This is a genomic window from Paenibacillus wynnii (genome assembly GCF_030812855.1).
GTDB classification, from domain to species: Bacteria; Bacillota; Bacilli; order Paenibacillales; family Paenibacillaceae; genus Paenibacillus_AQ; species Paenibacillus_AQ wynnii_A.
The window spans coordinates 18,275-44,364 of sequence record NZ_JAUSTK010000018.1; the positions used below are offsets into that span (position 1 = coordinate 18,275).

Genomic DNA, 26,090 nt, shown 5'->3' on the forward strand with positions numbered 1-26,090 from the left:
GGGTGGTGCTCTTATAGTGTTAATGATTACGTAATCGATTACGTAGTTTTTATCAAAAAAAGAACGGAGAGGGGAAAATATGATTCTAAAGCGGAGAACAAAAAAAGAGTATGCATCTTTGTTCGCAGTTATTCTGATTTTCATGAATTCATTTGGTTTTACAGGCTCAGAGGCTACTGTGTATGGAGCTGAAACCGATTCATCTATTAGTTTTGATATTGTAAATCCGGGTTTTGAAAGCGGTGTTTTGTCAGGTTGGGAAGTAACCGGCGATGCCTTCACGGGTGCTGTTACTTCTGATAAGTCTTATGGAGATCAATTGGCGTTCCATCAAATTGGGAAATATCATGTATGGGGGAAAGCGGGGGTCGAAGAACGGGGAGCCAGGATCGGATCGATGCGTTCGTCAACCTTTACGCTTGGAGGTACAGGAGAAATCAATTTCCTGATAGGCGGTAATAATGACATAGATAATCTGTATGTGTCGCTCGTCCGAGCCTCGGACGGAGAAGAGTTACCTTTGTATAAAGTTACTGGCCCTGAACTAACTGAGAATATCGAAACCTATCATAGAGTAATCTGGGATGCTTCAACCCATATTGGAGAAGAACTCTACCTCAAGGTGGTAGATACCGGTGACGGTCATCTCAATGTTGACGATTTCCATGTGAATGTCACGAATCATGAAATCGTTAATCCTGACTTTGAGACAGGTGACTTAACCGGTTGGACTCAAGTAAGCGGAGATGATATGAGCTCTCGGGTGAAATGGGAAGTGAATTACTGGCACCGAGATCCGATCAATAAGCATGGGCATTTTCATCTGTGGGGGGATGATATGCTTAAGTCTACTTTGAAATCCTCCACTTTTGAGCTGGGGGGAACGGGAGAAATTAATTTTCTAATGGGCGGAGGCAATCTAGCTTCACAATTCGTAGCCTTAATGGAGACTAAAGGTACGGCTGAAACGTCTGATGATAGCGAAATCATGCGCACCAGCAATAAGGGGTTTGCTGATTCCGAGGGTTATTCACGTGTCGCATGGGACGCCTCAGCCCATTTGGGAAAGGAAATGTACTTACTTGTGGTGGATGATGTAGCAGCAGGGGGTTGGAATCACGTCAATGTGGATGATTTCAATGTGTACAATGTGGTTTTGAACAATATTGAGAACCCTGGATTTGAAACGGGTGATTTAACGGGATGGACCGTGGAAGGAAATGCGTTTAAAGACGCAGTTACCGACACGGCCGAATACGGCGATCCGAAGCTTCCGTTCGGGCAATTAGGCACATTCCACCTGTTCACGGGGGGGATAGATGAGGACGAGACAGGTACCTTAACATCAGCTTCTTTCAGGCTTGGTGGAGCGGGGGAAGTCAATTTCCTGATCAGCGGTAGTGAAGACGTAAGTAAGCAATATGTTGAACTGGTAAATGCGGATGATGGGGAAAGTTTGTTTCAAGCTACAGGCAGCAACACAGGAAGCTATAAACGAGTAGTCTGGGATGCCAAAGCCTATGTGGGTAAAAAGGTATTTATCCGTATAGCCGATACCGGGACCGGTCATATCAATGCGGACGACTTCCATGTTTTAATCTCTGAGCCAGTCTCTTATACGATGCCTAATGAGGACTTTGAGACAAGCGACTTTAGTGGATGGACAGTAGAAGGCAATGCCTTCTCGGTAGTAAAAGGGGAAACCGGAAGCCCCTCCGGGTACCAGCGGAATTATTATGTTCAGGGAAATACAGCTGAGCAAGGCTCACTTACTTCTGGAACCTTCCGCTTGTCTGGTGAAGGGAAAGTGAATTTCAAAATAGTAGGTGCTGGTGACGACTCTTCTAAGCTTTATGTTGCTCTGATTCGCGCAGCGGATGAAAAGGAGCTGTTCAGAGCTTCAGCAAAAACAGACTCAGGCTCCTTTACCAATGTGAATTGGGATGCTGGAGCTTATGTGAATGAGCAGGTTTATTTTGAAGTGGTGGATCAGTCCGACAAAGGTCTAATTAATGTAGATGATTTTAACTATTATGTCTCTGAACAAATTCTGAATCCCAGCTTTGAGAGCGGCGATATTCGCGGCTGGAAAGTGGTTGAAGGCAACGCCTTTGACGGGGCTGTAACATCGACGGGCGATTACCATGGGACCAAGCCGTTCAAGCAGGATGGGGTCTATCATCTCTGGGGATTCCAGGGCGGTGGAGATGACAGAACCGGGATTATGGAATCGACGCATTTCATATTGGCTGGTACTAAAGATTTAGAGGGAGACGGAAGAATTACTTTCCTTATGGGTGGGGGTAATAAGCCCGATAAGTTGAAAGTGGAGCTAATAAGAGACCGGACTGGGGAAGTTCTCTTCTCCGCGACTGGCGGCGAAGATGAGAAGTATGCCAAAATTTCATGGGATGCAACACCTTATATCGGCGAGGAACTTTATTTCAGAGTAGTTGACAATGCTACTGGCGGTTACGGTCACCTCAATATTGACGGGTTTAGAACTGTAAATTCTTTTGAAGGAATACTGAACTCAGGGTTCGAAACAGGCGATGCTTCAGGGTGGATAGTTGATGGAGATGCTTTTCGTGATGCGGTGAAGAGTATTTCAGGGCTCGGACAAGAAGGGGAATATCACCTCTCCGGGAAAACATCCGGTGATCCCCGTCTTATCGGTTCCCTTCAATCGAGAAATTTTGAACTGAACGGAAAAGGTAAGATCAGCTTCCTGATTGGAGGAGGTACGGACTTAGATCGCCTATATGTAGCGCTCATCAGAGCTTCCGATCATACATCGTTGCTTAAGGCTACCGGATCGAACTCGGATGAATTCAGGGAAGTGACCTGGGATGCGTCTGCGTACGTAGGCGAGGAAGTCTATCTCGCGATTGTGGATGAGAACAACGATAACACTCCGTTCGGTTATATCAGCGTCGACGATTTCCAACTGGATACACCCCAAGTGCTGTATACAGAAAAATATCGATCGCAATATCATTATACTCCGGAGCAGAATTGGATGAACGATCCGAACGGTATGGTGTATTACCAAGAAGAATATCATTTGTTCTATCAATACCATCCTTATTCAGCACAATGGGGACCGATGCACTGGGGGCATGCCGTCAGTAAGGACCTCGTGCATTGGGAGCAGCTTCCAATCGCTATGGAGCCGGATGAAGACGGGATGATATTCTCGGGCAGCGCCGTGGTGGATTGGAATAACACATCTGGCTTCTTTAATGAAGAGGGCTCTGGTTTGGTGGCTATCTATACTGCAGCGGGTAATAATACCGTCCCTGGTAAGGATCAGGTCCAAAGTATTGCTTATAGTAAGGACAAAGGAAGAACATGGTCCAAGTATGAGGGTAACCCGGTACTGCTACCTTCAGAGTCGGCTGATTTCCGTGATCCAAAAGTAATGTGGCACGCAGAGACATCGAAGTGGATCATGACACTGGCTGTCAAAGATAGAGTGGAATTTTACACATCGCCTAACCTGAAGGAGTGGACTTATGCCAGCTCGTTCGGTACCGACGCCATAGGTTCACACCGGGGTGTATATGAGTGTCCAGATTTAATTCAAATTGCAATCGATGGTGACCCTAACAACAAAAAGTGGGTACTGCTCCTTAGTGTAGGCGATCGGAATGGTGTAAATGCCACTGATCCTGAACCTCCTGGCGGCGGGTCGGGCATGATGTACTTCATTGGAGAGTTTGACGGAACGACGTTTACGCCGGATCAACCGGTCAACTCGGCTGCCGACCTGAAGTGGGTTGATTTTGGAGGCGATTATTATGCCGGTGTTTCCTGGAGCGGGATTGAAGATGGACGCACTCTCTGGCTAGGCTGGATGAGTAACTGGAGGTATGCCGGGAATACGCCAACAGAAGGCTGGCGCAGCGCCATGTCAATCCCACGTGAGCTGGAACTGAAGACGTATTCCGAAGGGATTCGGCTTGTGCAAACCCCGGTAGCGGAGCTTTCACAGATTTCAGAGCCGATCATGAAACTTACAGATTCGGTGATTACGCCTGAAGTTAATGTAACAAGCGCTGTATACGGTAATCAGCTTGAGATTATTGCCGAATTTGAGCCGGATGCAGCAACAACGGAATTTGGCTTCAAAGCTCGTTCATCAGGTAATGAAGAAACGGTAATCGGCTATAGTACCTTAACGCAAAAGCTGTTCGTCGATCGTACCAAGTCCGGAAACGTCACATTCCACACCGATTTTTCAGCCAGACACGAAGCTCCATTGTCTCTGGAAAACGGGAAAATCAAAATGCGTATTTTTGTAGACTGGTCCTCTGTGGAAGTGTTCGGAAATAACGGAAAGGCCGTAATTACAGACCTTATTTTTCCGGATCCATCCAGCAACGGGCTTGAGGTGTACAGTGTCGGCGGAGACACTTTGCTTAAATCTCTGCAAATTAATAAGATGAACAGCATCTGGAGAAACGAGAATTATACCAAAATCAGAGTAGACAGCAGAAAGTACAGTTTGACTGCCGGGGGAAGCCATCAGACAAAAGTAAACGCCGTTTCCGTAACAGAAGCCGTATATGAAAAAGGTGCACCTATGGTTGATGTCACCCATCTGTCGACTTTCCGGTCAACCGATCCGTCAATTGCTTCGGTGAATGCACACGGGATAGTGTCCGCCCATAAAGCAGGTATGACTGTAATTGAAGCCGTCTATGGAGGATACACTTCGAAAGCAAATATTACAGTAAACTCAGCGCCGATCGGAACTGAACCTGTGAGTAGTGGAGGGGGGACATTGGTTACCCCAGCGGCATCTATAACTGTTATAAACGGAATAGTAACCCTTAATATCCCGGGGCCGCCGTCCGAATCCGGAAAGGTAACAGTGGTCTTGACCAAAGATATTCTCGATAAAGCGATAGAGCTGGCTGCTCAGAATATTAACGGCAAAAGGGAAATCCTCGTAACTCTAAATGCTACAGCAGGTGTAAAAGAAGTTGTATTGCAACTGCCGGCTTCATATCTATCATTTGCGAAAGCAGATGTAAACTGGGTAGTCGTTACTCCGGAAGCGAAGGTAACAATACCTGGGAATCTGTTGAAATCAACGGAAGTGATCGGAACGGACGAGGTTGAATTTACGGTCAAAGAGGGGAAACTTCCCTCTGGAGCTGGAAGTATAATGGGTCTGGTTGGAATCCGTCCCATCATAGACCTAAGTATCACACAGGCAGGAAAAGTGATTTCCTCGGCTTATTCTGAAACTCCTATTAAAGTTGAAGTGAATGATAAGGCAATAAAGGAAGAACTTGCTTTTGCCCATCAGATCATTGCGTTCGAAGTCACTTCAAAAGGTGAAGCGGTGGCCGTTATGAGCAGCCGTTATGATGAAGAAAGCGCCAAAGTTATATTTACAACTGATCATACAGGTGTTTTTGCATTAGCTTTGAATACAAAAACATTCGGTGACTTAAATCATCATGCTTGGGCGCTAAAAGAAATAGAAACATTGGCTTCAAGAGGTGTGATAAACGGAACGTCTACCGAGTCGTTTAACCCGTCAGACCTTCTTACGCGCGGAGATTTCCTGCTCCTTCTTACCAGAGTGCTTGAACTGAAGTCGAGCGAAGCTCCCCACTTTAAGGATGTCAGCGCAAGCGACTATTATTATGACGCAGCTGGTATCGGTGAGGCCATGGGAATCGTATTGGGGTCCAACGGAATGCTCCGTCCCGACGATTATATTAGCAGACAGGATATGTTTGTTATGACGGCAAGAGCACTGAGGGCAGCTGGCATAGCGGACCCGGTTGGGAAAACAAATCTAAGTGAGTTTACGGATGCTAACCAGATTTCGGTCTATGCCGCTGATGCTGTTAAGATACTTGTCCGAAATGGTGTAATCAAGGGAGACGGCAACAAGCTGAACCCGGTAGGCACAACCACGCGGGCTGAAGCGGCAGTTGTTATATACCGCATTTGGGAGTCACAGCGATAGAACTACTAAACAACAAAAGGAGTGCTCGCCCTGAAGTTTTCTACAGGGGAGCACTCCTTTCTTGGAGTATAGATTTTATGGGTTAGTTCGTTGGAGCAGGTGCTGTATATTTCAAAAATGTCTTCGGAATGGCACTTTCAAAGGTCAACAGTTCACCGGAGGTCGGATGAATAAAGGAGAGCACGCGGGCATGCAGCCCAAGCCGTCCTACAGTCTTGGTCTCTGCGCCGTATTTCTTATCTCCTGCAATCGGATGTCCAATATCGGCCATATGCACGCGGATCTGATTCTTGCGTCCGGTTTCCAGTTGAACCTCCAGCAAGGAGAAGTGACGATTGGACTGAATTAGCTTGTAATGGGTTACGGCATGAAGCCCATCCCCTTCATGCGGGCTGGAATACATTTTGAGCGTAGAGGTTTCTTTCAACCAGGAGGTAATTGTGCCTTCCGGTTTTTTCACTGCGCCTTCCACAAGGGCAACGTAGGAGCGAGACTTTACTGTATCTTTCCATGTGTTTTGCAGTGTCTGCTGAATTCGTTCGCTTTTGGCAAACATCATGATACCCGATGTATCACGGTCCAACCGGTGAACAACAAAAATCCGGTTCTTGGGATTGCTGAGGCGTACATGATCCATAAGCTGACGATAAGCCGTTAAATCATTTTCTTCAGATGTGGCAATAGACAGAAGCCCTGCATCTTTTTGAATGACGATCAGATCTTCATCCTCATGCACAATTTGGAGTCCAATCATTTCTTCGGCTTGTACCGTTTTTTCCATATCCAAAGTGACAGTCTGACCGGGATGCAGCTGGTAATTATGCTGTGTTACGGACTTTCCGTTCACAGCAATTTGTCCCCGGGATAGCAGCGATTTAATGGAATTCCGCCCGCGGTTAGCAATATGGGTGAGCAAAAAAGGCAGAAGCTCAGCGGGTTCTGTTACGGGATAGCTTTTAACTGTTGCCGGCGCTTTAGCTTTGTCGTTAAATTTGTTGGGTTTATTATTGTTTCTTGTATTCAATTTAGGCTGTGATTTAGAAGTTGAAGTTGGTTTAGAAGCTCGTTTGGATGTTTCTTTAGGATTTCGTCTGGTATTCATGACTGCATTCTCCGTCCTCTGATAGTGTACTCCTCAATATACCATGCGCTGTGAAGAAATACTATGGACCGGGCGTACACCCTCTGGTCTTTATTTTGTGAAGAAATGTAGAAAGATCATATTCAATAGACAGAGGCCCAGATGAACCCAACCCATAATAGAAGCGGTTTTCTTCTCACGTAAAAATCCGCTGACATTATAAATTTTACTGTCAATCATAAGCAGCAGGAGCCCGGATGCGAAGAAAGCGATAGCTAAATATTTAAAGCTATGGAACATAAATCTACCTCCGATCAACCTCGTTATCTTCACGAAACCATTAGCGTGCCTTAAGCCCCACAGTACGAATCTCCATATTTACCTCCACATCCACTGCTATATTACCGTACATCTCTTCCCAATCTTTTTTGCTGTGGATATGAGCATACTGCGACTCGGGACTTCGTACGGGTTCCGATAGGGCTGATTTCAATTTTGAAATCGGGTGTCTGAAGCCGGTATCGCAGCAGCGAAAGGTTATTCTCCAGCTTTTCTACATAACCTTCCCGTGATCCTCGTATCACCTGCTCCGTCATTGGCGGTTCCACGCCGCGTTGATCGATCTTACGCATATCAAAAGTTAGGGCTTGATTCAACCCATCTATAAGTAGGATCAGCTGACCTTTAACTATATCGGAGGACAAAGAAGCGAATTCACCGGTTACTTTTCCTTTGGTGACATGGACTACCTTTGACCAGATAAAAGAATTCATCTCCTCAATTTTATCCGGGATATCTGAAGGATCCGCCGGTTTAGCCATTAAAGGCTTGAGAATATGTTCTTGAATCGTCTCTAGGTTAACTAAAGTTGAAAAGAATACCAAGGCGGCTCTGTGTACCCCAAAGAGTGTGAAGTCTCGTATTACCAAATCACCATTATCTCCAAGAGTTTTGAAAAGCGTATCCAAATTGTTCTGAAGTTTGTCACTCAAGCTGCTATTGTCAGTAAAATGCGATGAGGGAGGAAGGTCTGCCTTTTTCAAATAGGAGTTATACTTTTCTTTCCATTCCGGCATGGGCACATCTTCCCTTCAGATTACAGATAGGTAGATCACTATAAAGTGTGGCTCAGAGCAGCCCTTTTTATGTAATTTTATGAAATATAGGAACAGGATTCAGCCGTTCGGCGGTTGCTCATTACCTCGTTGCCCGGTAAACTAAAGATAGAAACATGTGTACATGCTTCAGAATCTAGTTTTGTTGCGGAGCGTTTCCTAACGAAGCATATGTCAACAAAACTTTAGGAGTTATGATCGTTATGAAGATTCAAGCACCTACAATAGAACAAGCGCAGGCTGAGCTGCAGAAATATTATGGCTATCCCGACTTTCGGGAAGGGCAGAAAAAGATTGTCGAGAATTTGCTGGAGGGCCGCGATACGCTGGGTATAATGCCAACAGGGGGCGGAAAGTCCATATGTTATCAAGTTCCCGCGCTATTGCTACCGGGTTTGACGCTAGTCATTTCACCGCTGATTTCTCTGATGAAGGATCAGGTGGACGCACTTACAACAGCTGGAATCCCTGCTGCTTTCATTAACAGTACACTCAGCGGTAAAGAAGTGAATGAGAGGATTCGAGCGGCCCGTCGAGGCGAGCTGAAGCTGCTTTATGTGGCACCCGAGCGGCTGGAGCTGGATTGGTTTCGCCTGGAGATGGCTGGATTGTCCATTTCTTGCGTAGCCGTGGATGAAGCCCATTGCGTCTCCCAGTGGGGTCATGACTTCCGTACCAGTTATCTGTCCGTGTCTCCGTTCGTAGAACAATTACCGGTCCGCCCAATTTTGGCGGCGTTTACTGCAACAGCCACTCCAGAGGTTATGGAGGATATGGTTCGACTGCTGCGTTTACGTGATCCGGGGGTATTCATGACCGGACTTGGCCGGGATAATCTGGCGATGTCGGTTTTGCGTGGCGAGAATAAGCGCGAGTTCGTTCTGGACTACACAGCTACTCATTCGCACCAACCCGGAATTGTATATGCGGCTACTCGTAAAGAAGTCGATGATTTGTACCAAAGGTTGCAGAATACAGGAATTGCGGCGGGGCGATATCATGCGGGCATGAGTGATCAGGAGCGGGCGGACAGCCAAGAGGGCTTCTTGTATGATGATATCCGTGTTATGGTGGCGACCAATGCTTTCGGTATGGGAATCGATAAATCTAATGTACGTTACGTCATTCACTATAATATGCCAAAGAACATGGAGGCTTATGTTCAGGAAGCGGGCCGGGCCGGACGGGATGGAGAGCCGAGTCAGTGTATTCTACTGTTCAGTGCCCAGGATATTATGACTCAAAAGTTCTTGATCGAGCAGAATCCACAGGACGCCGATCGCAAGCACAATGAATACCGCAAGCTTCAGCAGATGATTGATTATTGCTATACTACCCGCTGTTTGCGCAGTGCGCAGTTGGATTACTTTGGTGAAGAACATATGGACAAGTCATGCGGCATTTGCAGTTCTTGTACAGATGAGCGTGAATTGATTGATATGACCCTTGATGCGCAAAAAATATTCTCCTGTATCCATCGCATGCGTGAGCGATTCGGCGTAGCTCTGGTATCATCCGTGTTGAAAGGTTCGCGTAATCAGAAGGTTGTACAGTATGGCTTCGAGACACTGCCGACTCATGGTGCAATGTCCGGAAGAACCGAAAAGGAAATTACAGAGAGTATAAACGTTCTAATTTCGGAAGGATACTTAGCGCTGTCTGAAGGACAATATCCGGTCGTTAGATTACAGCTTCCTGCTGCTGAGGTGCTGCGTGGTCAGCGTCAGGTTCTGCAGCGTGTGGCCCGTCCTTCGCGTACTAGTGGTGGAGCCACCCGTGAACGTAGCCGCGGATCGCGAGATCTATCTCCGTCAGCCGTTAACGAAACGGTATTCGAGCAGTTGCGCCTGATTCGTCGCGAGCTTGCAGGCCGCGAACATGTGCCGTCCTATATTATCTTTAATGATGCAACACTGCGTGAGATGAGTGTGGTTTGCCCGCAGACCGAAGCGGAAATGCTGAGAGTAAAGGGTGTTGGGGAAGTGAAATACCGGAAGTACGGCAAAGAATTCCTGGATTTTTTTCAAAATGAAATGTAAAGAAGGTCATAGAGCATGAGAATCATCCTGGCTACATTAAACGCCAAATATATCCACACCTCGCTGGCGATTCGCCTGCTAAAGGCTTACAGCGAGCATGAATTCAGCGATATTCTTTTGGCAGAGTACACTATCAAAGATCCCTTGATGAATATCGTGTCTGATTTGTTCCAGAAACAGCCGGATGTAATCGGTTTTTCCTGTTATATATGGAATATCGAGGAGACGGTCAAGCTGGTCGGCATCCTCAAGCAAGTTATGCCCGAAGTCAAGATTGTTCTGGGCGGGCCTGAAGTTTCCTATGAACCGCTATATTGGATGGAACGTCAAGTGGGTATAGATTTTGTGGTTAACGGTGACGGAGAGGAGACTTTCCATCATCTGCTGCAGGAATTGCGGGATGAGGGTAAATTTCATTTTGTATATGGAGCCGCATACCGCAAGGGAGAGGAACTGATTGTCAACCCGCCGCGGCCTAAGACAGACCTTAATACTCTGCCTACACCGCATCGCTTTGCTGACGATCTGCCTGACCTTAGTAAACGGATTGTTTATTTTGAGACCAGCCGGGGCTGCCCGTTCAATTGCCAGTTCTGTTTATCGAGTATTGAGGTCGGCGTACGTTATTACGATATTGAGCGGGTAAAATCCGATTTGCTGTACTTGATTGAGAATGGCGCAAAGGTCATTAAATTTCTGGACCGTACCTTCAATATCAACCGCAGCTATGCGATGGAAATGTTCCAATTTCTAATTGATAACCATCAGGGCTGCGTATTTCAATTTGAAATTACAGCAGATATTATGAGGCCTGAGGTGTTGGACTTCCTGTCTGAGAATGCCCCTCCCGGGGTGTTCAGATTTGAGATTGGCGTGCAATCTACCAATGATGAGACCAATGAGCTGGTCAAACGCCGGCAGAACTTCACAAAGCTGTCCCGGACAGTCATGAAGATTAAGGCAAGCGGCAATATTGATCAGCATCTAGATTTGATTGCCGGACTGCCGATGGAGGATTACAGCACCTTCCGTAAAACGTTTAATGATGTGTTTGTCATGGAACCGGAAGAGTTGCAGCTCGGGTTCCTCAAAATGCTCCGCGGTACCGGGCTTCGTGCTCAGGCGGCAAAGTATGATTATACGTATATGGAGCACGCGCCTTACGAAATTCTAAGCAGTCATGTGATGCCGTTCTCGGATATTATTCGCTTGAAAAGACTGGAGGATGTGCTGGAGAAATACTGGAACAGCCACCGGTTAGATCATACGGTTAAGTATTTAATCCGACATGTCTTTGTATCGCCGTTTGACTTCTTCCAAGAGTTCGGTGATTACTGGGAGCAGCGCGGCTGGCAGAAGATTGGACATCAATTGGAGGATCTTTTCACCCGCTTGCAGTCCTTTCTGGTGGATCGCGGGACGGAATCGATGGATGTGATCACCGGGCTGATGAAGCTGGATTATTTCCTTGGACACAAGTATAAGCCGCGTAAAATATGGTGGGATTTCACTCTGAATAAGTCGGAGTACGCTTCCTATATGAAGGACATTGCCAGTAATCCGGGCCGCATATCAAGCCGTCTGGCTGAGGCTGGACTTAATGAACGAGATCTCCATAAGCATACCGTACTTGAAGTGCTGCCCTTCCAGTTATCCAAGGTATTGGAATCTATCAGCGGCTTGCGCGCCGATGCCCCGCTCGAAGATGTGCTTGCATCTGGAGAGCACGGGAGTGCTGAAGTACTAAATAGCTTAGACACTAGCTCCTCGGTTAAAGGCAACGCATCCGATGGAATCATAGCAAGTTCAACTGTGACGATAGACAGCGCAACTACTGCAGTCGCTGAAGTGTCATCTGCAGATGGCGGAAGTACCTTGCTCATCGTGATGTATCAGCAGGATGATAGCCAGCGGGCCCATTATTATACACTGCCGATGTAACTTGGACGCTAACAGGGAAGGGGCCTGAATGTGGGGCAGCAGCAAGGGATTTCGCTATTTCTATATGAAGAGAAATATAAAGAAAGTCTGATGGCCTTTCAGCTTCCGGCAGAGCAGGCGGAATTTACCGGATTACCTTCCGAGACATTGGAGTCTGCTATCAATGACATTAACAAGTATGCAGTTGTTATTGTGCACGAAGACATGGCGGTAGGCTTCTTTATCCTTCATACCGGAGAAGGCATAGCTGATTTTTACGGTCCTTACTCCCACGCCATGCTTCTCCGTGCATTCTTAATTAATTGCGTCAGCCAGGGAAAAGGGTATGCCAAGGCAGCAATTCTCCGACTGCCGGAATTTATGAGGTCACATTTTCCATCTGTTCATGAGGTGGTGTTAGCTGTGAATGAGAAGAATACTGCCGCGGATAGACTCTATTCTCATACTGGGTTTTGTGATAACGGGTTACGCCGAATGGGGAAAAAGGGTGTACAGAAGATACTTCAATATGATTTGCTTAGAAGCCCAACTGCTATAGCACCTCAAGAGGGTGAGTTACCGCTAAGACTGATTCATACCTTGTCTCAGAGTCCGATGTTGAACTCTTTATTCACTTCCGCGCAATCACTGGATCCGCTTCCCTATTACATTGGGGCAGGCTGTCTCGTACAGACGGTATGGAACGAACTTACGGGCCGTCCTTTGAATTATGGGATATCCGACATCGATATTATTTATTTCGATGACAATGATTTGAGTTACGCTGCTGAGAATGATGTAGTGGAACGGGCTAAAAATCTTTTTTCGCATCTTCCATTCCCCGTAGATATTAAGAATCAGGCTCGTGTTCATCTATGGTATCAGGACAAGTTCGGGATTGAACTAGAGCCTTATACTTCACTTGAGGATGCCATTAATTCCTGGCCTACTACGGCGACTTGTCTCGGAGCCAGATTGAATTCGGATAATAGCTGGCAGATTTACGCGCCTTATGGTCTGGAAGATTTATTCGGGCTAATCGTCAGGCCGAATAAGGAGCTTATTGACGAGGGCATCTATTACAGCAAGACTCAGAAATGGAGTGGGAAATGGCCGGAGCTGCAGACCGTTTCCTGGTAATAGAGTTAAAGCCATTAATTCTGCGAACGATATACGTAACCGGACAACATAATTGTACTTTATACACTTATTTACACTTTGATTGGAGTAGGCTGAGCTTTAATTGCAGTTTGTGCAACTAAAAAGCAGCTGAGAGGACATTATCGCTATATTTAACAAAAATAGTTGCAGAAAGTACACTTAAGATGTCGTTCTGGTCCAAATAAGAGGTTTTAGTTGTAAAAAGTACATTTAAATACAAATAAGACTCTCTGAGTGCAACGCTAAGCAGTGAGCAGTGAGCAGTGAGCAGTGAGCAGTGGGCAGTGAATTGGTTTGTTAGAAGACAGTGTGAGTTGACCTATGAGTAGACCATTAGTCTCCCTGTGAGTTGGTCACAGTACTACTCGGCAGTTGATAAGTTTCTCTACGCGTTCGTATTCTTAATAGCGACAGCCAGCATATGCGGACTCATTCCCAGTAAGCTCTCTTGGTTTTCAACGAGGGAGCTTATTTTTAGTAATGTTTCCCTACTGTGAGTATCTTCCCACTTTTCTGCAAAAGCGGGTACAATCCAGACAGGCCCCTCGACAGCGACAGTTTGTATATGAGTCAATCCTGCGGCTCCGATTTCACTCTTTAACTCCTCTGGAAGATGAAAGAATGAACGCGAGATGAAGTTCGGGAATTGATCAGGTCGGATATGCTGGCCTTCATTCAGTTCACCTTCTAGCATCTCCATGAACACATGATCATCAATGAAGTTGTTCTGTTGGCCGAATACGGACAAACCCCACAGGGTAGAACTGAATCGGGAAATGGCGGCAACAATTACGATTCCACCGGGCTTCAAGACCCTTAGTGCTTCTTGTAATGCTGCTATCCGTTCGTTCTCCTCTGGTAGGTGATAGAGGGGACCCATAAGTAATATTAGGTCTGCGCTATCATCCGGTCTTGCTATGCTGCGTGCATCGGCTACTTCGATACGGTGTATAGATGGAATTTGGCCTGTTGCTTGCAACTCACATGCGTATTGAACGTTTGAAGGGGAGAGCTCGAACATATGGACTTCATGACCTAATTCGGCCAACCATCTGGAATAAACACCTGTTCCGCCGCCGATATCATAAATGATCGTTTTCTCCTTCGGGAGATACCGGGAGATGATTTGGCGACTTCGCTCCCATTCAATAACACCGATTCCCCGGAGCAGCCGATCTATTTCTTTCCCTGAGTTGTAGTATTCCAGAATTTGATCCTTATCCTTTTCAGTTTCCATCTCTAATAACCTCCATTCGTACTCACTATATGATTTGCCATAAACTGATTTTATGTAATAAAATGAAGTATGCTTTAATAAATATGAATCAGGAGCCGCGGCTAAGACGACTCCTTCAGTACAACAACTGCTCTAAGAGCAGTCAGCCGCTTGTGAATAGTGGTTAGGATAGACCGTTACCTTGCCGGGGCGGTCTATTTTTTTTTCATATAGGCCAGAAGCGTCAATATAAACATACCAAACATAAGCATCAAAGTAATAGCATCCTTCACCTCCATTTCTATCACCTCCCTTTTAGATAAGGGACTGAGTGCATCCTATATGCAGTGTTGTACAATAAAATCATAGCATATTTTTGATGTTAAAAAATGGATGAACAGTAGATTTGTAGCGGAAAAAAGAAAAGACAGGCCTTCCGGAAAAAACGGAGAAGACCTGTCTTGTTTTTTTTGATATAACCTTTATTTCGTATCGGATTGTAACAACATAGCACCTGAAGGAAGATGGCGGATTAACCAATCCAGGATGTCAGAAGTTACTTGATCCCGATTGACCTCGTGCAGCATTTCATGACGTCCGTTCGGATATAGATGATACTCCAAATTCTTTACACCCTGCTCGCGGTAGATCTCCACCAGACGTAATATACCTTTTCCACTCATGCCGACGGGATCTTTGTCGCCGGAAAAAAGATAAATAGGTTTATCCTTAGACAGCTTGCATAGAGAATCAGGTCTATGGATTTCACGAAGGAGCCCGAAGAAGTCACGAAAAAAGCGGGTAGTACAAATAGCTCCGCAAAAAGGATCGGAAATGTACTGATCTACCTCATCGGGGTTGCTGCTCAACCAATCAAAGGCGGTTCTTACCGGTGAGAAAGAGTGGTTGTAGCTGCTGAACACTACACTGTTAAGCAACACGCTACGATGACGCTCTCCCTGAAGCTTCATGAGGACCTTGGCCAGGTTTTCGCCCACACTCAGCATCTTGCGTGGACCATTCGTGCCACTGAGGATATAGCCGGCGTATACATCGCTATCCTCCTCACACATCAGCTTTTGGGCCAGAAAGGAACCCATGCTGTGTGAAAATAAAAAGATGGGTACACCTTCATGCTTGGCAAGGGCTACTCCGGCTAACTGAATTAGATTTCGCCTCATCCAGTAAAATCCATTGTCGCCAGCGTCACCTAATACATCGACCTTTCCGGCTGTTTTGCCATGGCCCCGGTGGTCATTGGCATAAACGGCGTAACCTGCTTTTGTCAGCACTTCTGCAAAGTTGGCATACCGCGCCGCGGTTTCACACATACCATGGGAAATTTGTAGAATTCCTCTGATTATAGAGCCTGGTTCGGGCAACCATTCATACACATATATGTTGACACCGATAGGATCGGTCATTATAAAGCTATTTTCAAGCATAGCCTTTCCTCCTCAGGATCATGGTAGGGCAAGACTGCTAGGATAGCATATCGACAACAAAGAGAAGCTTACGGCAAATATGAGCGAAGCACCGTAGATTGCCCTTCGAGTGCGTATTCGCCCAGATTAGCAGGCAGCAGATAACATTCACCTGCTGAGTAAGGCTGAGAACCGCCATCCCAATTCAAGAACCCGCTGCCTTCACATACCACTAGAATGCTGAAGCTATCAGGAGCAGAAGATAAATTCCATTCTCCGTTCACAAGTCCCTTTTCCACGATAAAATAAGGAGAAGCCGCAAGCTGCAGCCATTCACCAGGCACTACGCCGTCTGTCTTCATGGATGTAGCGCCTGCACCTTCGTAAGCTGTGACGTTGAGCGAATCCTCTACATGGAGTTCACGCGGCTTGCCGTCAAGACCCGGCCGGTCATAATCGTAAATACGGTATGTAGTATCCGAGTTCTGTTGAATTTCTGCTACAACGACACCGGCACAAAGGGCGTGAACTGTACCGGCCGGGATGTAGAATGAGTCTCCTGCGGATACAGATACCTCTTGAAGGGTATCCATTACGGTACCGTTTTCCAGTGCGGCCCGCAGTGTCTCACGGTCTACACCTTCCTTCAGACCGTAAATAATTTTGGCATCCGGTTTGGCATCAAGTACGTACCACATTTCAGTTTTACCCAGTTCACCCTTAGGCAATCCTTCATAATCATCTGTAGGGTGTACTTGAATGGATAGGTTGTCATTGCAATCCAGAAGTTTGATCAGCAGTGGAAATCTTCCGCCGGTGTCCGAACTCCCTTTGCTGCCGAACCATTCAGGTCCATATTGCTCGCGGATTTCATCGAGTCCAAGACCCGCCAAATCTCCATTTACAACGGAAGAAACTCCGTTCGGATGATCTGCAATGGACCAGCCTTCTCCAATATGGCCTTCTGGCAGGTCAAAGCCGAATCTTTCCAGCGCACGGCCTCCCCATACGCGTTCTTTAAACTCCGGTTGAAACTTTAATGGATAAGGTTGTGTCATGATTACATCTTCCTTTCGAATTTAAGATTCAAAGATATTCTAGCTTTTCCCTATCTATATAAGATGAACTTAAGATATTAACTTAAGGCTCAGGCGTAACTACAGTGAAGATTTGGACTTTCGGCCGCTGTTGTCGTAAGACTTTCTTTGATTAACCCGCTTTTAGCGGTTGAAATCCGGATACAGCTTATGCTTTCGAAGCGAGCTTTCCTACGGAAAGCTTTCGGGCGGTCGCTACCGCTCCTACAGTTCCAAATTTCTCTTTCGTTACTTTTCGCTTTTTGTTATTTTCTTTTGTTCAGTTTATCTAGTCATTATAAAGAAGTAAACTCAGCTGAGTCATGAGTGTTCAACTCTTTTTTTTCTCTAATGCAATCACATAGGGAGAGGAGGAGCGCTGCAGTTGACAATAAATAATACTTTGGGCTACATATGTTGGAACTTCAGCTGCCCAAGATTCTACCGCAGCAGCTTCAAGATCACCGCCTTCATGGCCGGGGTAGAGCACTGCAGTAACAATCCCACCCGGACGTAGCAACTGAAGAGACGCTTCAAGCGCCGCAATGGAGCTGTCTGTTTGGGTAATAATGCTCTTATCGGCTTCTCCAGAAGGAAGATAGCCCAGATTGAACATAACAGCTCCCACTGTTCCGCGCCAGGTTGGTGGAACACTTTCGGCCATAGCAGCGTGACTCTCCAGCAGCAGTGTTACGGGAGCGATACCTCCACTTGATTCAACAACCGCCTGCTGCAGTCTATCCCTGGCAAGGTCTAACGCGGCAGATTGAATGTCGAAACCGTACACCTCACCGCGTGGACCCAGGGCCTTAGCTAGAAAAAGTGTATCAGCACCAGTCCCCACTGTAGCGTCTATAGCCCGATCACCCGGTGCCAACCGTTCAGTGATTAATTTATGGGCAAAACTGAGAACGGACATAAAGCCCATCAGTTTTTCCTCCAATACTTACCCTGCCAACTGTCCCGTGCTTTCAATTCATCATCGATGGCATTCAGAACTTCCCATTTCTTCAGGCTCCACATAGGTCCGATAAGCAAATCTCTCGGAGCATCCCCGGTGAGGCGGTGTACAATCATTTCGGGTGGAAGCAGTTCCAGAGAATCTACGATTAACTTCACATACTCGTCCTTTTCCAGAAAGCGCAGGAGTCCGGCTTCGTACTGCTTCACCATCGGTGTTTTACGCATTAGATGAAGGAGGTGAATCTTGATGCCTTGGACATCCATACCGGCTACAGCGGATACGGTATCAAGCATCATTTCGTGCGTTTCCTGCGGCAAACCATGAATGATATGAGTACATACCCGAATGTTATGGCGACGAAGCTTCTGAACGGCTTCCTCATAACAGGCTGTATCATGTGCACGGTTGATGAGCTCGGAAGTGGAGTTGTGGATCGTCTGAAGACCCATCTCTATCCATAGATAGGTACGTTGATTTAATTCCGCCAAGTATTCTACGACATCATCAGGTAGGCAATCTGGGCGTGTGGCGATAGATAAACCTACTACTCCGGGCTGCTGCAAAATAATTTCGAAATATTCCCTCAGTTCCTCTACGGGAGCATAGGTGTTGGTATATGCTTGGAAATATCCAATGTATTGTGCATTTGGCCATTTAATATGCTGTCTGTCACGCACATTGTTGAACTGGGTAACGAGGTCATCCCGACGACTTCCGGCGAAATCTCCTGAACCGCGCGCACTGCAAAAGGTACATCCGCCCTTTGCAACAGAGCCATCGCGATTCGGACAGGTAAAGCCGGCATCGAGCATAACCTTAAATACTTTGTTGTTAAATTGTTCATGCATTTCGTAATTCCAGGTATGAAATCGTTTATCTCCCCACAGCGGGGATACGGTAGTTTGTTGAAGGTTAGACATGGGTTGCTCCTTTAGTTTTAGATAATCCAATCTATTGTATCAAAAATAAGCGCTGAAAGTAACATTTCCACCCTAAATTACACTGAAAATAGGCCCCAAAATATGTATTGTTTTCTTGTAAATGCTTACATACTATGTTATATTTAACTTGTAAAAACAGTTGATGCTGCTCAATAAATTCATTATAGGATTCATATTTACGTGTCGTCCGGTCCATAATAATAACCGAGAGGTGATAACGATGAATTCTCAAACGGTATATGCAGAAGGTTCTGTTGATGTACGGTTGACTCCAGATGAAGCCCTGGCGCTTACAGGTGTAGAATTTAACGGCAACCCTAAGATCAAGTCAGAAGCACAGCGTAAAATTCGCAACGCGTTCGAAAAGACATTTGACTTTAACTCGGACGCAAAATAGTGGACTGACAACCTGAAAATGAAACGGACCCTAATTCCAAATACAACAACGTAAGGAATTTTCTGACTCCTCGCTTTGAGCGGGCCAGAGAATTCCTTTTTCTTTTTTTACGTTATTGCTTTACTTTTGGGAGTAAGTTCGGCACAATATTGCAAGTGATAGTTATAGCCTAAGAGATAGCGGAGGAGTAAGCATGCGTTTACGCGGAAGAAAAGGAATACGCGAAAGTCTGGAAGGACAGACCGATCTGGTCATTCTAGACCCTCGTAGTCATAAGGGACAATGGTCGGCTTTATTCGGTAATGATCATCCGATTCATGTAGAGTTTGGAATGGGCAAGGGACAGTTTATAAGTCAGATGAGCTTCAAATATCCCGACATTAACTTTATCGGTGTGGATATGTATGACGAATTGGTGCGTCGTGCCGGTGAGAAAGCAAGAGCGGTATGGGAACCTGCGGGACATGAGACACCCCCGAATCTTAAGTTGGCGCTTGCTAACATTAATTATGCGGAAGAAGTATTTGAGCCGGGAGAATTGGAGCGGATTTACCTTAATTTTAGCGATCCATGGCCAAAGGGAAAACACGCCCGACGCCGTCTGACACATCCGCGGTTTCTCGACAAATACCGCGGATTGCTCGGGCCGCTCGGTGAGATTCATCTAAAGACGGATTCGCGCAGTCTTTTTGAGTTTTCTTTAAATGCTTTTGCTGATTTCGGACTTCAGATGAAAAACATCTCATTAGATCTGCATGCAGATGGTATTAATGAGGAGCATGTAATGACTGAATATGAGACTAAATTCACAGGACGCGGCGTTAACATTCACCGTTGTGAAGCGATTGTTGGAGCGGAAGCGATGGAACGGTACCAAGCAATACGTATGGAGAAATACAGACTTTAAAGTAAAAGCCATACAAAAAAGCAAGGGGCTCCTTAGCAAATAAGGGCCCTTGCTTTTTGTTGAATATCGTTAATCGGTATTGACGTATAAAACAGCCTAAGTAAGGCAAGCGTGTTAAGATATTAAATTGTTTCTTTAGACCCATAGAGCAATGGTACTAAAGGCGATTGTAGTACCAATAGCCGCACCCACAATGACATCCGAGGGGTAATGAAGCCCTAGATATATACGGGAAAAGCCGATAATGCAAGATAGCGGCAGCAGAATGATTGTAAGAACCGGCATTAACACCATATAAGGAACTAAAAAAGCAAATATGGCGGTTGTATGGCCTGAAGGAAATGAATGATCCTTAAGTGGATTATGGAAAGTATTAGTACCGGGAAGCGCAAGGTAAGGACGGATACGCGGATACATCCTCTTCACAATCTGTACAGGTATGTGGCTGATAGCGAGCGCAGTAAAAGCTTGAATTGCGGTTGTCTTCCAAGGCTCCGGGGCAAAGGCCCATACCATAATGTTGATTAAGATGGTACTAGTAGCACCGGCCAAATGAGTTAAATAAAATAACCAGAAGTTTAGATAACGGTTGTGTAAACGCCCGTTTATCCATTGGAAGAGATGTCGCTCCCAGGAGTGTAATTTCATCAATAAATGTCTCATAGCTGATCCCTCCGCTAGTCCGGCCGCCAGTATTAGGCGTTAATGTGGCTATCCGTTCTTTAGCATGAAGCTGTCTTTATCATACTTTTTTCAGATACCCTATTTCAAGAAAAAGCTCAGCTTTGCACGAAAATTGACAGTTTTGACTTCGAACACACTTACGCATTACAATGATTCAAGCGGCCCGAACGCGTTTAAAAGGTAACAGAGAAAACTGGGAACTTTCGGAAGGCTGAATCGAAAGAAGAACAGATGCGCGATATAAATATAAATACGGGAAAACGCTAAGGTTAACAAAAGGTTCAAGGATCTGCTTTTCAAGAATGCAACAAAAGGGTCAGACGTTACGTTCAAACAGACAGAGAGAAAAAGAAACAATAGAGTAAAAAAGGGGGCATCAAGAGGTCATGACAGATGCATTGTTTGTATCGCTCCAAGTGATCTTGGCGGCAATTGCGCTTTACCAATTTACATTCTCGATATTCGGATTGCACAAGAAGAAGAATAAGGTGAGATTCGCGCCCGAGAAGTCGTTTGCGGTGCTCGTAGCAGCGCACAATGAAGAACAAGTTGTTGGAGCATTAATGGAGAACATGAAACAACTCAATTATCCCAAAGAATTGTATGATGTATTTGTGATTTGTGATAATTGTACAGACGGCACAGCCCGAATTGTAAAAGAACATGGCATGAACGCTTGTGTCCGTACCAATCCGAACCAAAGAGGTAAAGGATTCGCCATCGAGTGGATGCTTAAAGAATTATGGAGCATGCCTCGTGAGTACGATGCAATTGTAATGTTTGACGCCGACAATCTTGCACATACTGAATTTCTTTTGGAGATGAATAATGATCTCTGTTCAGGTGCTCGGGTTATTCAAGGATACATTGATACGAAGAATCCGGAGGATTCCTGGATTACTGCAGCCTATGGGGTTTCGTATTGGTATATCAACCGCTTGTGGCAGCTTTCCCGTCATAATTTGAATATGGCGAACTTCCTGGGCGGAACCGGAATGTGCTTCGAGACTAATCTCTTGAAGGAAATAGGCTGGGGTGCAACGAGCCTTGTAGAGGACTTAGAATTCACGATGCGAAGTGCATCGAAGGGTGTCTATCCAAAATTCAATTATGATGCAAAGGTGTTTGACGAAAAGCCGTTAACGTTCAAGGCGTCTTCCAGACAGCGGCTTCGCTGGATGCAGGGGCATTTTACGGTGGCACGACGTTATTTCTTCCCTTTGTTATGGCAGAGTATTAAAGAGCGGAGCCTTACGAAGTTTGATTTGGCTATCTATGGCGCGAATGTCTATATTGTGCTGCTAACCTTCCTGATGACCGCGGTAATGTTCGTTGATATTTCGTTCTTTGATGGACCTAATATTGCGAATATATATGGTCATTTGCCATTATGGCTTAGCTATGCAGCTGTTGTTGCTAACTTGTTCACCTTCTTCATTGCTATGATTCTTGAGAAGGTCAAGTTCAAGAAGGTCTATGCGTATTTGCTGCTCTTCCCGATCTACCTAATCTCCTGGTATCCCATTACGTTCTACGCGTTCTTCACTCAGAATAACAAACAATGGAGCCATACCAAGCATACTCGCGTGGTACGATTAGAAGAAGTGCAGAGCAAGCAGGTTTAAGGACATGAATACTATTTTCAAAAAAATATTTAATAATTGTTGACATCCCTTTGGGGAATGTTGTATATTATTCAAGTATGAAAAACATAGAGATTGCAAGAAGAAGCACCGGCTTCTCACCTGACTGGCTCTTTTGCCGGCTGGTTTTGATCTCAATGATTTATGGATGTTATAATTCATGAACGTTGATCAAACAGGGATGTCGGGCGTTAGCCGGCATCCCTTTTTAGTTTTTTGGGATCACCGCAATCAAAATGTACAATGAGTAAATGGTTAAGTAGATTCCGGAGGTGGAGAGTTATCAGTAAGGAACATATGATCAATGATGAAATTCGGGCCAAAGAGGTTCGGTTGGTTGGTGCAGAAGGGGAACAAATCGGAATCACACCGATCCGCGAGGCGTTGCAGATGGCGATTGATCTTAATCTTGATTTAGTCAACGTAGCACCACAGGCGAAACCGCCGGTATGCCGCATCATGGATTACGGCAAGTTCCGTTATGAAACGCAGAAGAAAGAAAAGGAAGCTCGGAAGAACCAGAAGATCGTTGACATTAAGGAAGTCTGGTTCCGTGCTAACATTGAGGAACATGATTATCAGACTAAATTCCGCAATGTTCTCAAGTTTCTGGGTGAAGGCGATAAAGTGAAGTGCTCCGTACGTTTCCGCGGACGTGAGATTACACATGCGAGTATCGGCCAGAAGATTTTGGAGCGTGTAAAGAATGAAGTTGCCGATATAACTGTTGTTGAGCGCCAGCCTAAGCTGGAAGGTCGCAGCATGATTATGATTTTGGCTCCTAAACAACAATAATTGGAGTCACTTGCGATGCAAAATGACGCCGCATAATATTCAAGGAGGAAACAAACACCATGCCTAAAATGAAAACACATAGCAGCCTGAAAGGCCGCTTCAAGATTACCGGAACTGGCAAAGTAACACGTTACAAAGCTCACAAGAACCACTTGCTGTCCCACAAATCGAAACGCGCTAAGCGTGTTCTGAATGGTAATCCAGTAATGGCCCCTGGGGATGTAAGACGTTTGAGACAAGGTCTAGCTAACTTGAAATAGTTAATCACACATTTTTGGGAGGTTTATTAATATGGCAAGAGTTAAAGGCGGATTTGTAGTTCGTCGTAGACATAAAAAAGTATTGAAGTTGGCAAAGGGTTATTTCGGTTCAAAGCACCGCATTTTTAAAACTGCTAAAGAGCAAGTAATGAAATCGATGGTTTACGCTTACCGTGACCGTCGTCAAACAAAACGTAACTTCCGCAGACTGTGGATCGTTCGTATCAATGCAGCAGCACGTTTGAACGGCTTGTCTTACAGCAAACTTGTATACGGCCTGAAATTGGCTGGAGTAGAAGTTAACCGTAAAATGCTGGCTGATCTGGCTGTAAATGATCTTAACGCATTCAACTCCCTGGCTGTAGTAGCCAAAGAGAAAATCAACGCGTAAGTACAATGATATAATCGAAAAGCACCGCTATACGGGTAACCCGCAAGCGGTGCTTTTTTTTGTCGCTAATTTAGTCATTATTGAAATTTAATTACTGTATCGGGCTATTCTGTTCCCAGTATTTCGAAGTATTCAACTGTGAGGCGAGTTTTTTACTCATGGCCCGTCTTACTTTCCGCAACTCTGCACGTTCTTCGGCCGACTGATTCATAAGCTTTTCTTCCACAGTTTCCGGGATGATGTTTGGAACTGGCATTGGAATCCCATCTTCACCGACTGCAACAAAGGTGAGGAAGGATGTGGCTGCTACAGCACGTTCCCCTGTGTATAAATGTTCTGATATGACTTTTACAAACACCTCTATACTGGTGCGTCCAGTCCAGGTTACGAAGGATTCGAAGCAGACTGAGTCTGTAGGTCTGATCGGCAGCAGGAAGTCAACGGAGTCCGCTGATGCTGTAACTACATTAGCCCGACAATGGCGCATGGCTGATATGGAGGCTACTTCATCTATGCCGCTCATAAGTTTTCCGCCAAAGAGAGTCTTATGGTTATTGACATCATTCGGGAATACACGACCGGTTTTGAACACACGTGATTCACGGCAGTATTTAAATGCGGGAGTCTCGGATATATCTTTATCTTCCTTCATTTGATCTAACTTCCTTTCGGGTGCAATTATAAAGATTCATACTAATAGAAAATACATCCTTGTGCAATACTATTTTTGTATTGGATGGTTTAAAAAGAACAACGTTTTAGAGATTCCATCACATAGGCTGAAAACTATTATCACATATGGTGTCATAGAAAGCGTTTTCTTACACCAATCCTCAAATTATTATTGACCAGAGGTCATTAATTGACTGGATTTTAAGGTTTTTTGCAGTTATAATTTGTACAATGGAATGTCCATGCAAAGACAGAAGACATCCAATTTCTTAAGGGGGAACACATTCGATGAAAAAAGCTTTCAAACTATCGCTCGTTATGCTGCTTGCAATGACAGTCATTCTAGCTGGTTGCGGCAAGAACAATGCTAATGAAAACGCGGCGGCTACTAATGCACCAACAAATGCTGCTAAATCCGATGTTAAGATCGGTATGGTAACTGACGTAGGCGGTGTAAATGACAAATCCTTTAACCAATCTGCTTGGGAAGCACTGGAAGCTCTTAAGAAAGAGGCGGGTATTGAAGTTAAATATTTGCAAAGTAAGTCCAATGCTGATTATCAGCCAAACCTTAACCAATTCATTAAAGATGGCTACAACCTAACTTGGGCTATCGGTTTTGATCTTGGAGATGCTCTTGGTACTGTGGCTAAACAGAACCCAGATGCTAACTTGGCAATCATCGACAGTGTAGTGGACGCTCCTAACGTTCAGTCCGTTACTTTCTCCGAGAATGAAGGATCTTTCTTGGTTGGCGTTGTTGCAGGTCTTACTACTAAAACTAACAAGGTAGCCTTTATCGGTGGTATGGAAAGCCCAGTTATTAAACGTTTTGAAGTGGGCTTCACAGCCGGAGTCAAAGCAGTTAATCCTGACGCTAAAGTAACCAATACTTATGCAGGCGCTTATGACAAACCGGATATCGGTAAATCCATGGCTACTACTTTGTACGATGCTGGTAATGACATCATTTTCCCTGCTGCTGGCGCAACTGGCAACGGTGTGTTTAATGAAGCTACTTCCCGTAACAAAGCCGGTGGAGAAAAAGTATGGGTTATCGGCGTTGATAAAGACCAATCTCTTGAGTTTGGTGACGAAGTAACTTTGACTTCCATGGTTAAACGTGTTGACGAAGCTGTTAAAATGGTTTCCCAACAAGTAATCGATGGCACGTTCAAAGGCGGCGCAGTAACCGTTCTTGGATTGAAAGATAACGGAGTAGGTCTCCCTGAAACTTCTAAGGCTAATGTCAGTGCAGAAATTCTGGCTAAAGTTGAAGAGTTCAAAAAACAAATTATCGATGGAACAATTACTGTTCCTGCCGAGTAATTTTGCCATAACTCTTTGTATTTGAACAAGGAACAAGGCCGGATACTAGCTGGCCTTGTTCCTTGTTAACGTTTATTAGTGTATCT

At 45.3% G+C, this 26,090-nt stretch carries 22 protein-coding genes; 11 read left to right on the forward strand and 11 right to left on the reverse strand.

The genetic code is table 11. The features are described from left to right. Positions 1-79: 79 nt before the first annotated feature. Complete coding sequence (locus J2T20_RS16670) at positions 80-5,989, forward strand: GH32 C-terminal domain-containing protein (RefSeq protein ID WP_307590226.1); 5,910 nt, start codon at positions 80-82, stop codon at positions 5,987-5,989. A gap of 82 nt (positions 5,990-6,071) precedes the next feature. On the opposite strand, the gene J2T20_RS16675 is transcribed toward J2T20_RS16670, so the two are convergent. The 3 genes from J2T20_RS16675 to J2T20_RS16685 form a co-directional block, all read right to left on the reverse strand. Further along, entirely contained in the window at positions 6,072-7,091 is a 1,020-nt protein-coding gene (locus tag J2T20_RS16675) for an RluA family pseudouridine synthase (RefSeq protein ID WP_307590228.1), read from the reverse strand. 90 nt (positions 7,092-7,181) lie between these two features. Beyond that, positions 7,182-7,370, reverse strand: coding sequence for a CLC_0170 family protein (locus J2T20_RS16680; RefSeq protein WP_307590230.1), 189 nt, complete (start codon positions 7,368-7,370; stop codon positions 7,182-7,184). A 101-nt stretch (positions 7,371-7,471) separates the two neighbouring features. Next, a complete protein-coding gene (locus J2T20_RS16685) occupies positions 7,472-8,146 on the reverse strand; it encodes a spore germination protein (RefSeq protein WP_307590232.1) in 675 nt (224 codons plus the stop codon). A gap of 242 nt (positions 8,147-8,388) precedes the next feature. Here J2T20_RS16685 and recQ point away from each other — a divergent pair, with 242 nt between their 5' ends. The 3 genes from recQ to J2T20_RS16700 are packed head-to-tail and all read left to right on the forward strand — an operon-like array spanning position 8,389 to position 13,284. Further along, entirely contained in the window at positions 8,389-10,224 is a 1,836-nt protein-coding gene (gene recQ, locus J2T20_RS16690) for a DNA helicase RecQ (protein ID WP_307590234.1), read from the forward strand. 15 nt (positions 10,225-10,239) lie between these two features. Beyond that, positions 10,240-12,165 (forward strand): B12-binding domain-containing radical SAM protein, encoded by a 1,926-nt coding sequence (locus J2T20_RS16695; protein ID WP_307590235.1) that lies wholly within the window; start codon positions 10,240-10,242, stop codon positions 12,163-12,165. 30 nt (positions 12,166-12,195) lie between these two features. Beyond that, entirely contained in the window at positions 12,196-13,284 is a 1,089-nt protein-coding gene (locus J2T20_RS16700) for a nucleotidyltransferase family protein (protein ID WP_307590237.1), read from the forward strand. A gap of 406 nt (positions 13,285-13,690) precedes the next feature. Here J2T20_RS16700 and J2T20_RS16705 read toward each other — a convergent pair whose 3' ends face one another. From J2T20_RS16705 to J2T20_RS16730, 6 genes are all read right to left on the reverse strand, one after another. Next, a complete protein-coding gene (locus tag J2T20_RS16705) occupies positions 13,691-14,542 on the reverse strand; it encodes a class I SAM-dependent methyltransferase (protein WP_307590239.1) in 852 nt (283 codons plus the stop codon). A gap of 194 nt (positions 14,543-14,736) precedes the next feature. Next, positions 14,737-14,820 (reverse strand): putative holin-like toxin, encoded by an 84-nt coding sequence (locus J2T20_RS16710; protein WP_276203419.1) that lies wholly within the window; start codon positions 14,818-14,820, stop codon positions 14,737-14,739. A gap of 183 nt (positions 14,821-15,003) precedes the next feature. Further along, positions 15,004-15,966 carry an alpha/beta fold hydrolase gene (locus J2T20_RS16715; protein ID WP_307590241.1) on the reverse strand — a complete coding sequence of 321 codons (963 nt, stop codon included), beginning with the start codon at positions 15,964-15,966 and terminating at the stop codon, positions 15,004-15,006. A gap of 68 nt (positions 15,967-16,034) precedes the next feature. Next, complete coding sequence (locus tag J2T20_RS16720; RefSeq protein WP_307590243.1) at positions 16,035-17,003, reverse strand: type I phosphomannose isomerase catalytic subunit; 969 nt, start codon at positions 17,001-17,003, stop codon at positions 16,035-16,037. A 349-nt stretch (positions 17,004-17,352) separates the two neighbouring features. Next, positions 17,353-17,949 (reverse strand): class I SAM-dependent methyltransferase, encoded by a 597-nt coding sequence (locus J2T20_RS16725; RefSeq protein ID WP_307590245.1) that lies wholly within the window; start codon positions 17,947-17,949, stop codon positions 17,353-17,355. Continuing rightward, complete coding sequence (locus tag J2T20_RS16730; protein WP_307590247.1) at positions 17,949-18,905, reverse strand: TIGR01212 family radical SAM protein; 957 nt, start codon at positions 18,903-18,905, stop codon at positions 17,949-17,951. The genes J2T20_RS16725 and J2T20_RS16730 overlap by 1 nt, the downstream gene beginning before the upstream one ends. A 241-nt stretch (positions 18,906-19,146) precedes the next feature. On the opposite strand from J2T20_RS16730, the gene J2T20_RS16735 reads away from it, so the two are divergent. Together J2T20_RS16735 and trmB are read left to right on the forward strand one after the other, a co-directional pair. Continuing rightward, a complete protein-coding gene (locus J2T20_RS16735) occupies positions 19,147-19,323 on the forward strand; it encodes a hypothetical protein (protein WP_307590249.1) in 177 nt (58 codons plus the stop codon). 193 nt (positions 19,324-19,516) lie between these two features. Next, on the forward strand, positions 19,517-20,230 hold the full coding sequence (gene trmB, locus J2T20_RS16740) for a tRNA (guanosine(46)-N7)-methyltransferase TrmB (protein WP_307590251.1): 714 nt from the start codon (positions 19,517-19,519) through the stop codon (positions 20,228-20,230). A gap of 135 nt (positions 20,231-20,365) precedes the next feature. Here trmB and J2T20_RS16745 read toward each other — a convergent pair whose 3' ends face one another. Then, on the reverse strand, positions 20,366-20,893 hold the full coding sequence (locus J2T20_RS16745; protein WP_307590252.1) for a phosphatase PAP2 family protein: 528 nt from the start codon (positions 20,891-20,893) through the stop codon (positions 20,366-20,368). A 407-nt stretch (positions 20,894-21,300) separates the two neighbouring features. Here J2T20_RS16745 and J2T20_RS16750 point away from each other — a divergent pair, with 407 nt between their 5' ends. The 4 genes from J2T20_RS16750 to rplT all read left to right on the forward strand — a co-directional run bounded on the left by J2T20_RS16750 (position 21,301) and on the right by rplT (position 24,003). Then, entirely contained in the window at positions 21,301-22,539 is a 1,239-nt protein-coding gene (locus J2T20_RS16750; RefSeq protein WP_307590254.1) for a glycosyltransferase family 2 protein, read from the forward strand. A gap of 315 nt (positions 22,540-22,854) precedes the next feature. After that, positions 22,855-23,352 (forward strand): translation initiation factor IF-3, encoded by a 498-nt coding sequence (infC, locus tag J2T20_RS16755; protein ID WP_307590256.1) that lies wholly within the window; start codon positions 22,855-22,857, stop codon positions 23,350-23,352. Positions 23,353-23,411: 59 nt separating this feature from the next. Beyond that, positions 23,412-23,612, forward strand: coding sequence for a 50S ribosomal protein L35 (gene rpmI / locus J2T20_RS16760; RefSeq protein ID WP_036649388.1), 201 nt, complete (start codon positions 23,412-23,414; stop codon positions 23,610-23,612). A 31-nt stretch (positions 23,613-23,643) separates the two neighbouring features. Further along, positions 23,644-24,003, forward strand: a complete 360-nt coding sequence (rplT, locus tag J2T20_RS16765; RefSeq protein ID WP_036649386.1) for a 50S ribosomal protein L20 — start codon at positions 23,644-23,646, stop codon at positions 24,001-24,003. 91 nt (positions 24,004-24,094) lie between these two features. On the opposite strand, the gene J2T20_RS16770 is transcribed toward rplT, so the two are convergent. After that, entirely contained in the window at positions 24,095-24,655 is a 561-nt protein-coding gene (locus tag J2T20_RS16770; protein ID WP_307590269.1) for an acyl-CoA thioesterase, read from the reverse strand. A 308-nt stretch (positions 24,656-24,963) separates the two neighbouring features. Here J2T20_RS16770 and J2T20_RS16775 point away from each other — a divergent pair, with 308 nt between their 5' ends. Continuing rightward, positions 24,964-26,004, forward strand: a complete 1,041-nt coding sequence (locus J2T20_RS16775; protein WP_307590271.1) for a BMP family lipoprotein — start codon at positions 24,964-24,966, stop codon at positions 26,002-26,004. The last annotated feature ends 86 nt before the right edge of the window (positions 26,005-26,090 follow it).

Bases quoted from the DNA above. Each gene is read 5' to 3' on its own strand.
- J2T20_RS16670 (WP_307590226.1), top strand. From the start codon at position 80: ATGATTCTAAAGCGGAGAACAAAAAAAGAGTATGCATCTTTGTTCGCA.
- J2T20_RS16675 (WP_307590228.1), bottom strand. From the start codon at position 7,091: ATGAATACCAGACGAAATCCTAAAGAAACATCCAAACGAGCTTCTAAA.
- J2T20_RS16680 (WP_307590230.1), bottom strand. From the start codon at position 7,370: ATGTTCCATAGCTTTAAATATTTAGCTATCGCTTTCTTCGCATCCGGG.
- J2T20_RS16685 (WP_307590232.1), bottom strand. From the start codon at position 8,146: ATGCCGGAATGGAAAGAAAAGTATAACTCCTATTTGAAAAAGGCAGAC.
- recQ (WP_307590234.1), top strand. From the start codon at position 8,389: ATGAAGATTCAAGCACCTACAATAGAACAAGCGCAGGCTGAGCTGCAG.
- J2T20_RS16695 (WP_307590235.1), top strand. From the start codon at position 10,240: ATGAGAATCATCCTGGCTACATTAAACGCCAAATATATCCACACCTCG.
- J2T20_RS16705 (WP_307590239.1), bottom strand. From the start codon at position 14,542: ATGGAAACTGAAAAGGATAAGGATCAAATTCTGGAATACTACAACTCA.
- J2T20_RS16710 (WP_276203419.1), bottom strand. From the start codon at position 14,820: ATGGAGGTGAAGGATGCTATTACTTTGATGCTTATGTTTGGTATGTTT.
- J2T20_RS16715 (WP_307590241.1), bottom strand. From the start codon at position 15,966: ATGCTTGAAAATAGCTTTATAATGACCGATCCTATCGGTGTCAACATA.
- J2T20_RS16720 (WP_307590243.1), bottom strand. From the start codon at position 17,003: ATGACACAACCTTATCCATTAAAGTTTCAACCGGAGTTTAAAGAACGC.
- J2T20_RS16725 (WP_307590245.1), bottom strand. From the start codon at position 17,949: ATGGGCTTTATGTCCGTTCTCAGTTTTGCCCATAAATTAATCACTGAA.
- J2T20_RS16730 (WP_307590247.1), bottom strand. From the start codon at position 18,905: ATGTCTAACCTTCAACAAACTACCGTATCCCCGCTGTGGGGAGATAAA.
- J2T20_RS16735 (WP_307590249.1), top strand. From the start codon at position 19,147: ATGAATTCTCAAACGGTATATGCAGAAGGTTCTGTTGATGTACGGTTG.
- trmB (WP_307590251.1), top strand. From the start codon at position 19,517: ATGCGTTTACGCGGAAGAAAAGGAATACGCGAAAGTCTGGAAGGACAG.
- J2T20_RS16745 (WP_307590252.1), bottom strand. From the start codon at position 20,893: ATGAGACATTTATTGATGAAATTACACTCCTGGGAGCGACATCTCTTC.
- J2T20_RS16750 (WP_307590254.1), top strand. From the start codon at position 21,301: ATGACAGATGCATTGTTTGTATCGCTCCAAGTGATCTTGGCGGCAATT.
- infC (WP_307590256.1), top strand. From the start codon at position 22,855: ATGATCAATGATGAAATTCGGGCCAAAGAGGTTCGGTTGGTTGGTGCA.
- rpmI (WP_036649388.1), top strand. From the start codon at position 23,412: ATGCCTAAAATGAAAACACATAGCAGCCTGAAAGGCCGCTTCAAGATT.
- rplT (WP_036649386.1), top strand. From the start codon at position 23,644: ATGGCAAGAGTTAAAGGCGGATTTGTAGTTCGTCGTAGACATAAAAAA.
- J2T20_RS16770 (WP_307590269.1), bottom strand. From the start codon at position 24,655: ATGAAGGAAGATAAAGATATATCCGAGACTCCCGCATTTAAATACTGC.
- J2T20_RS16775 (WP_307590271.1), top strand. From the start codon at position 24,964: ATGAAAAAAGCTTTCAAACTATCGCTCGTTATGCTGCTTGCAATGACA.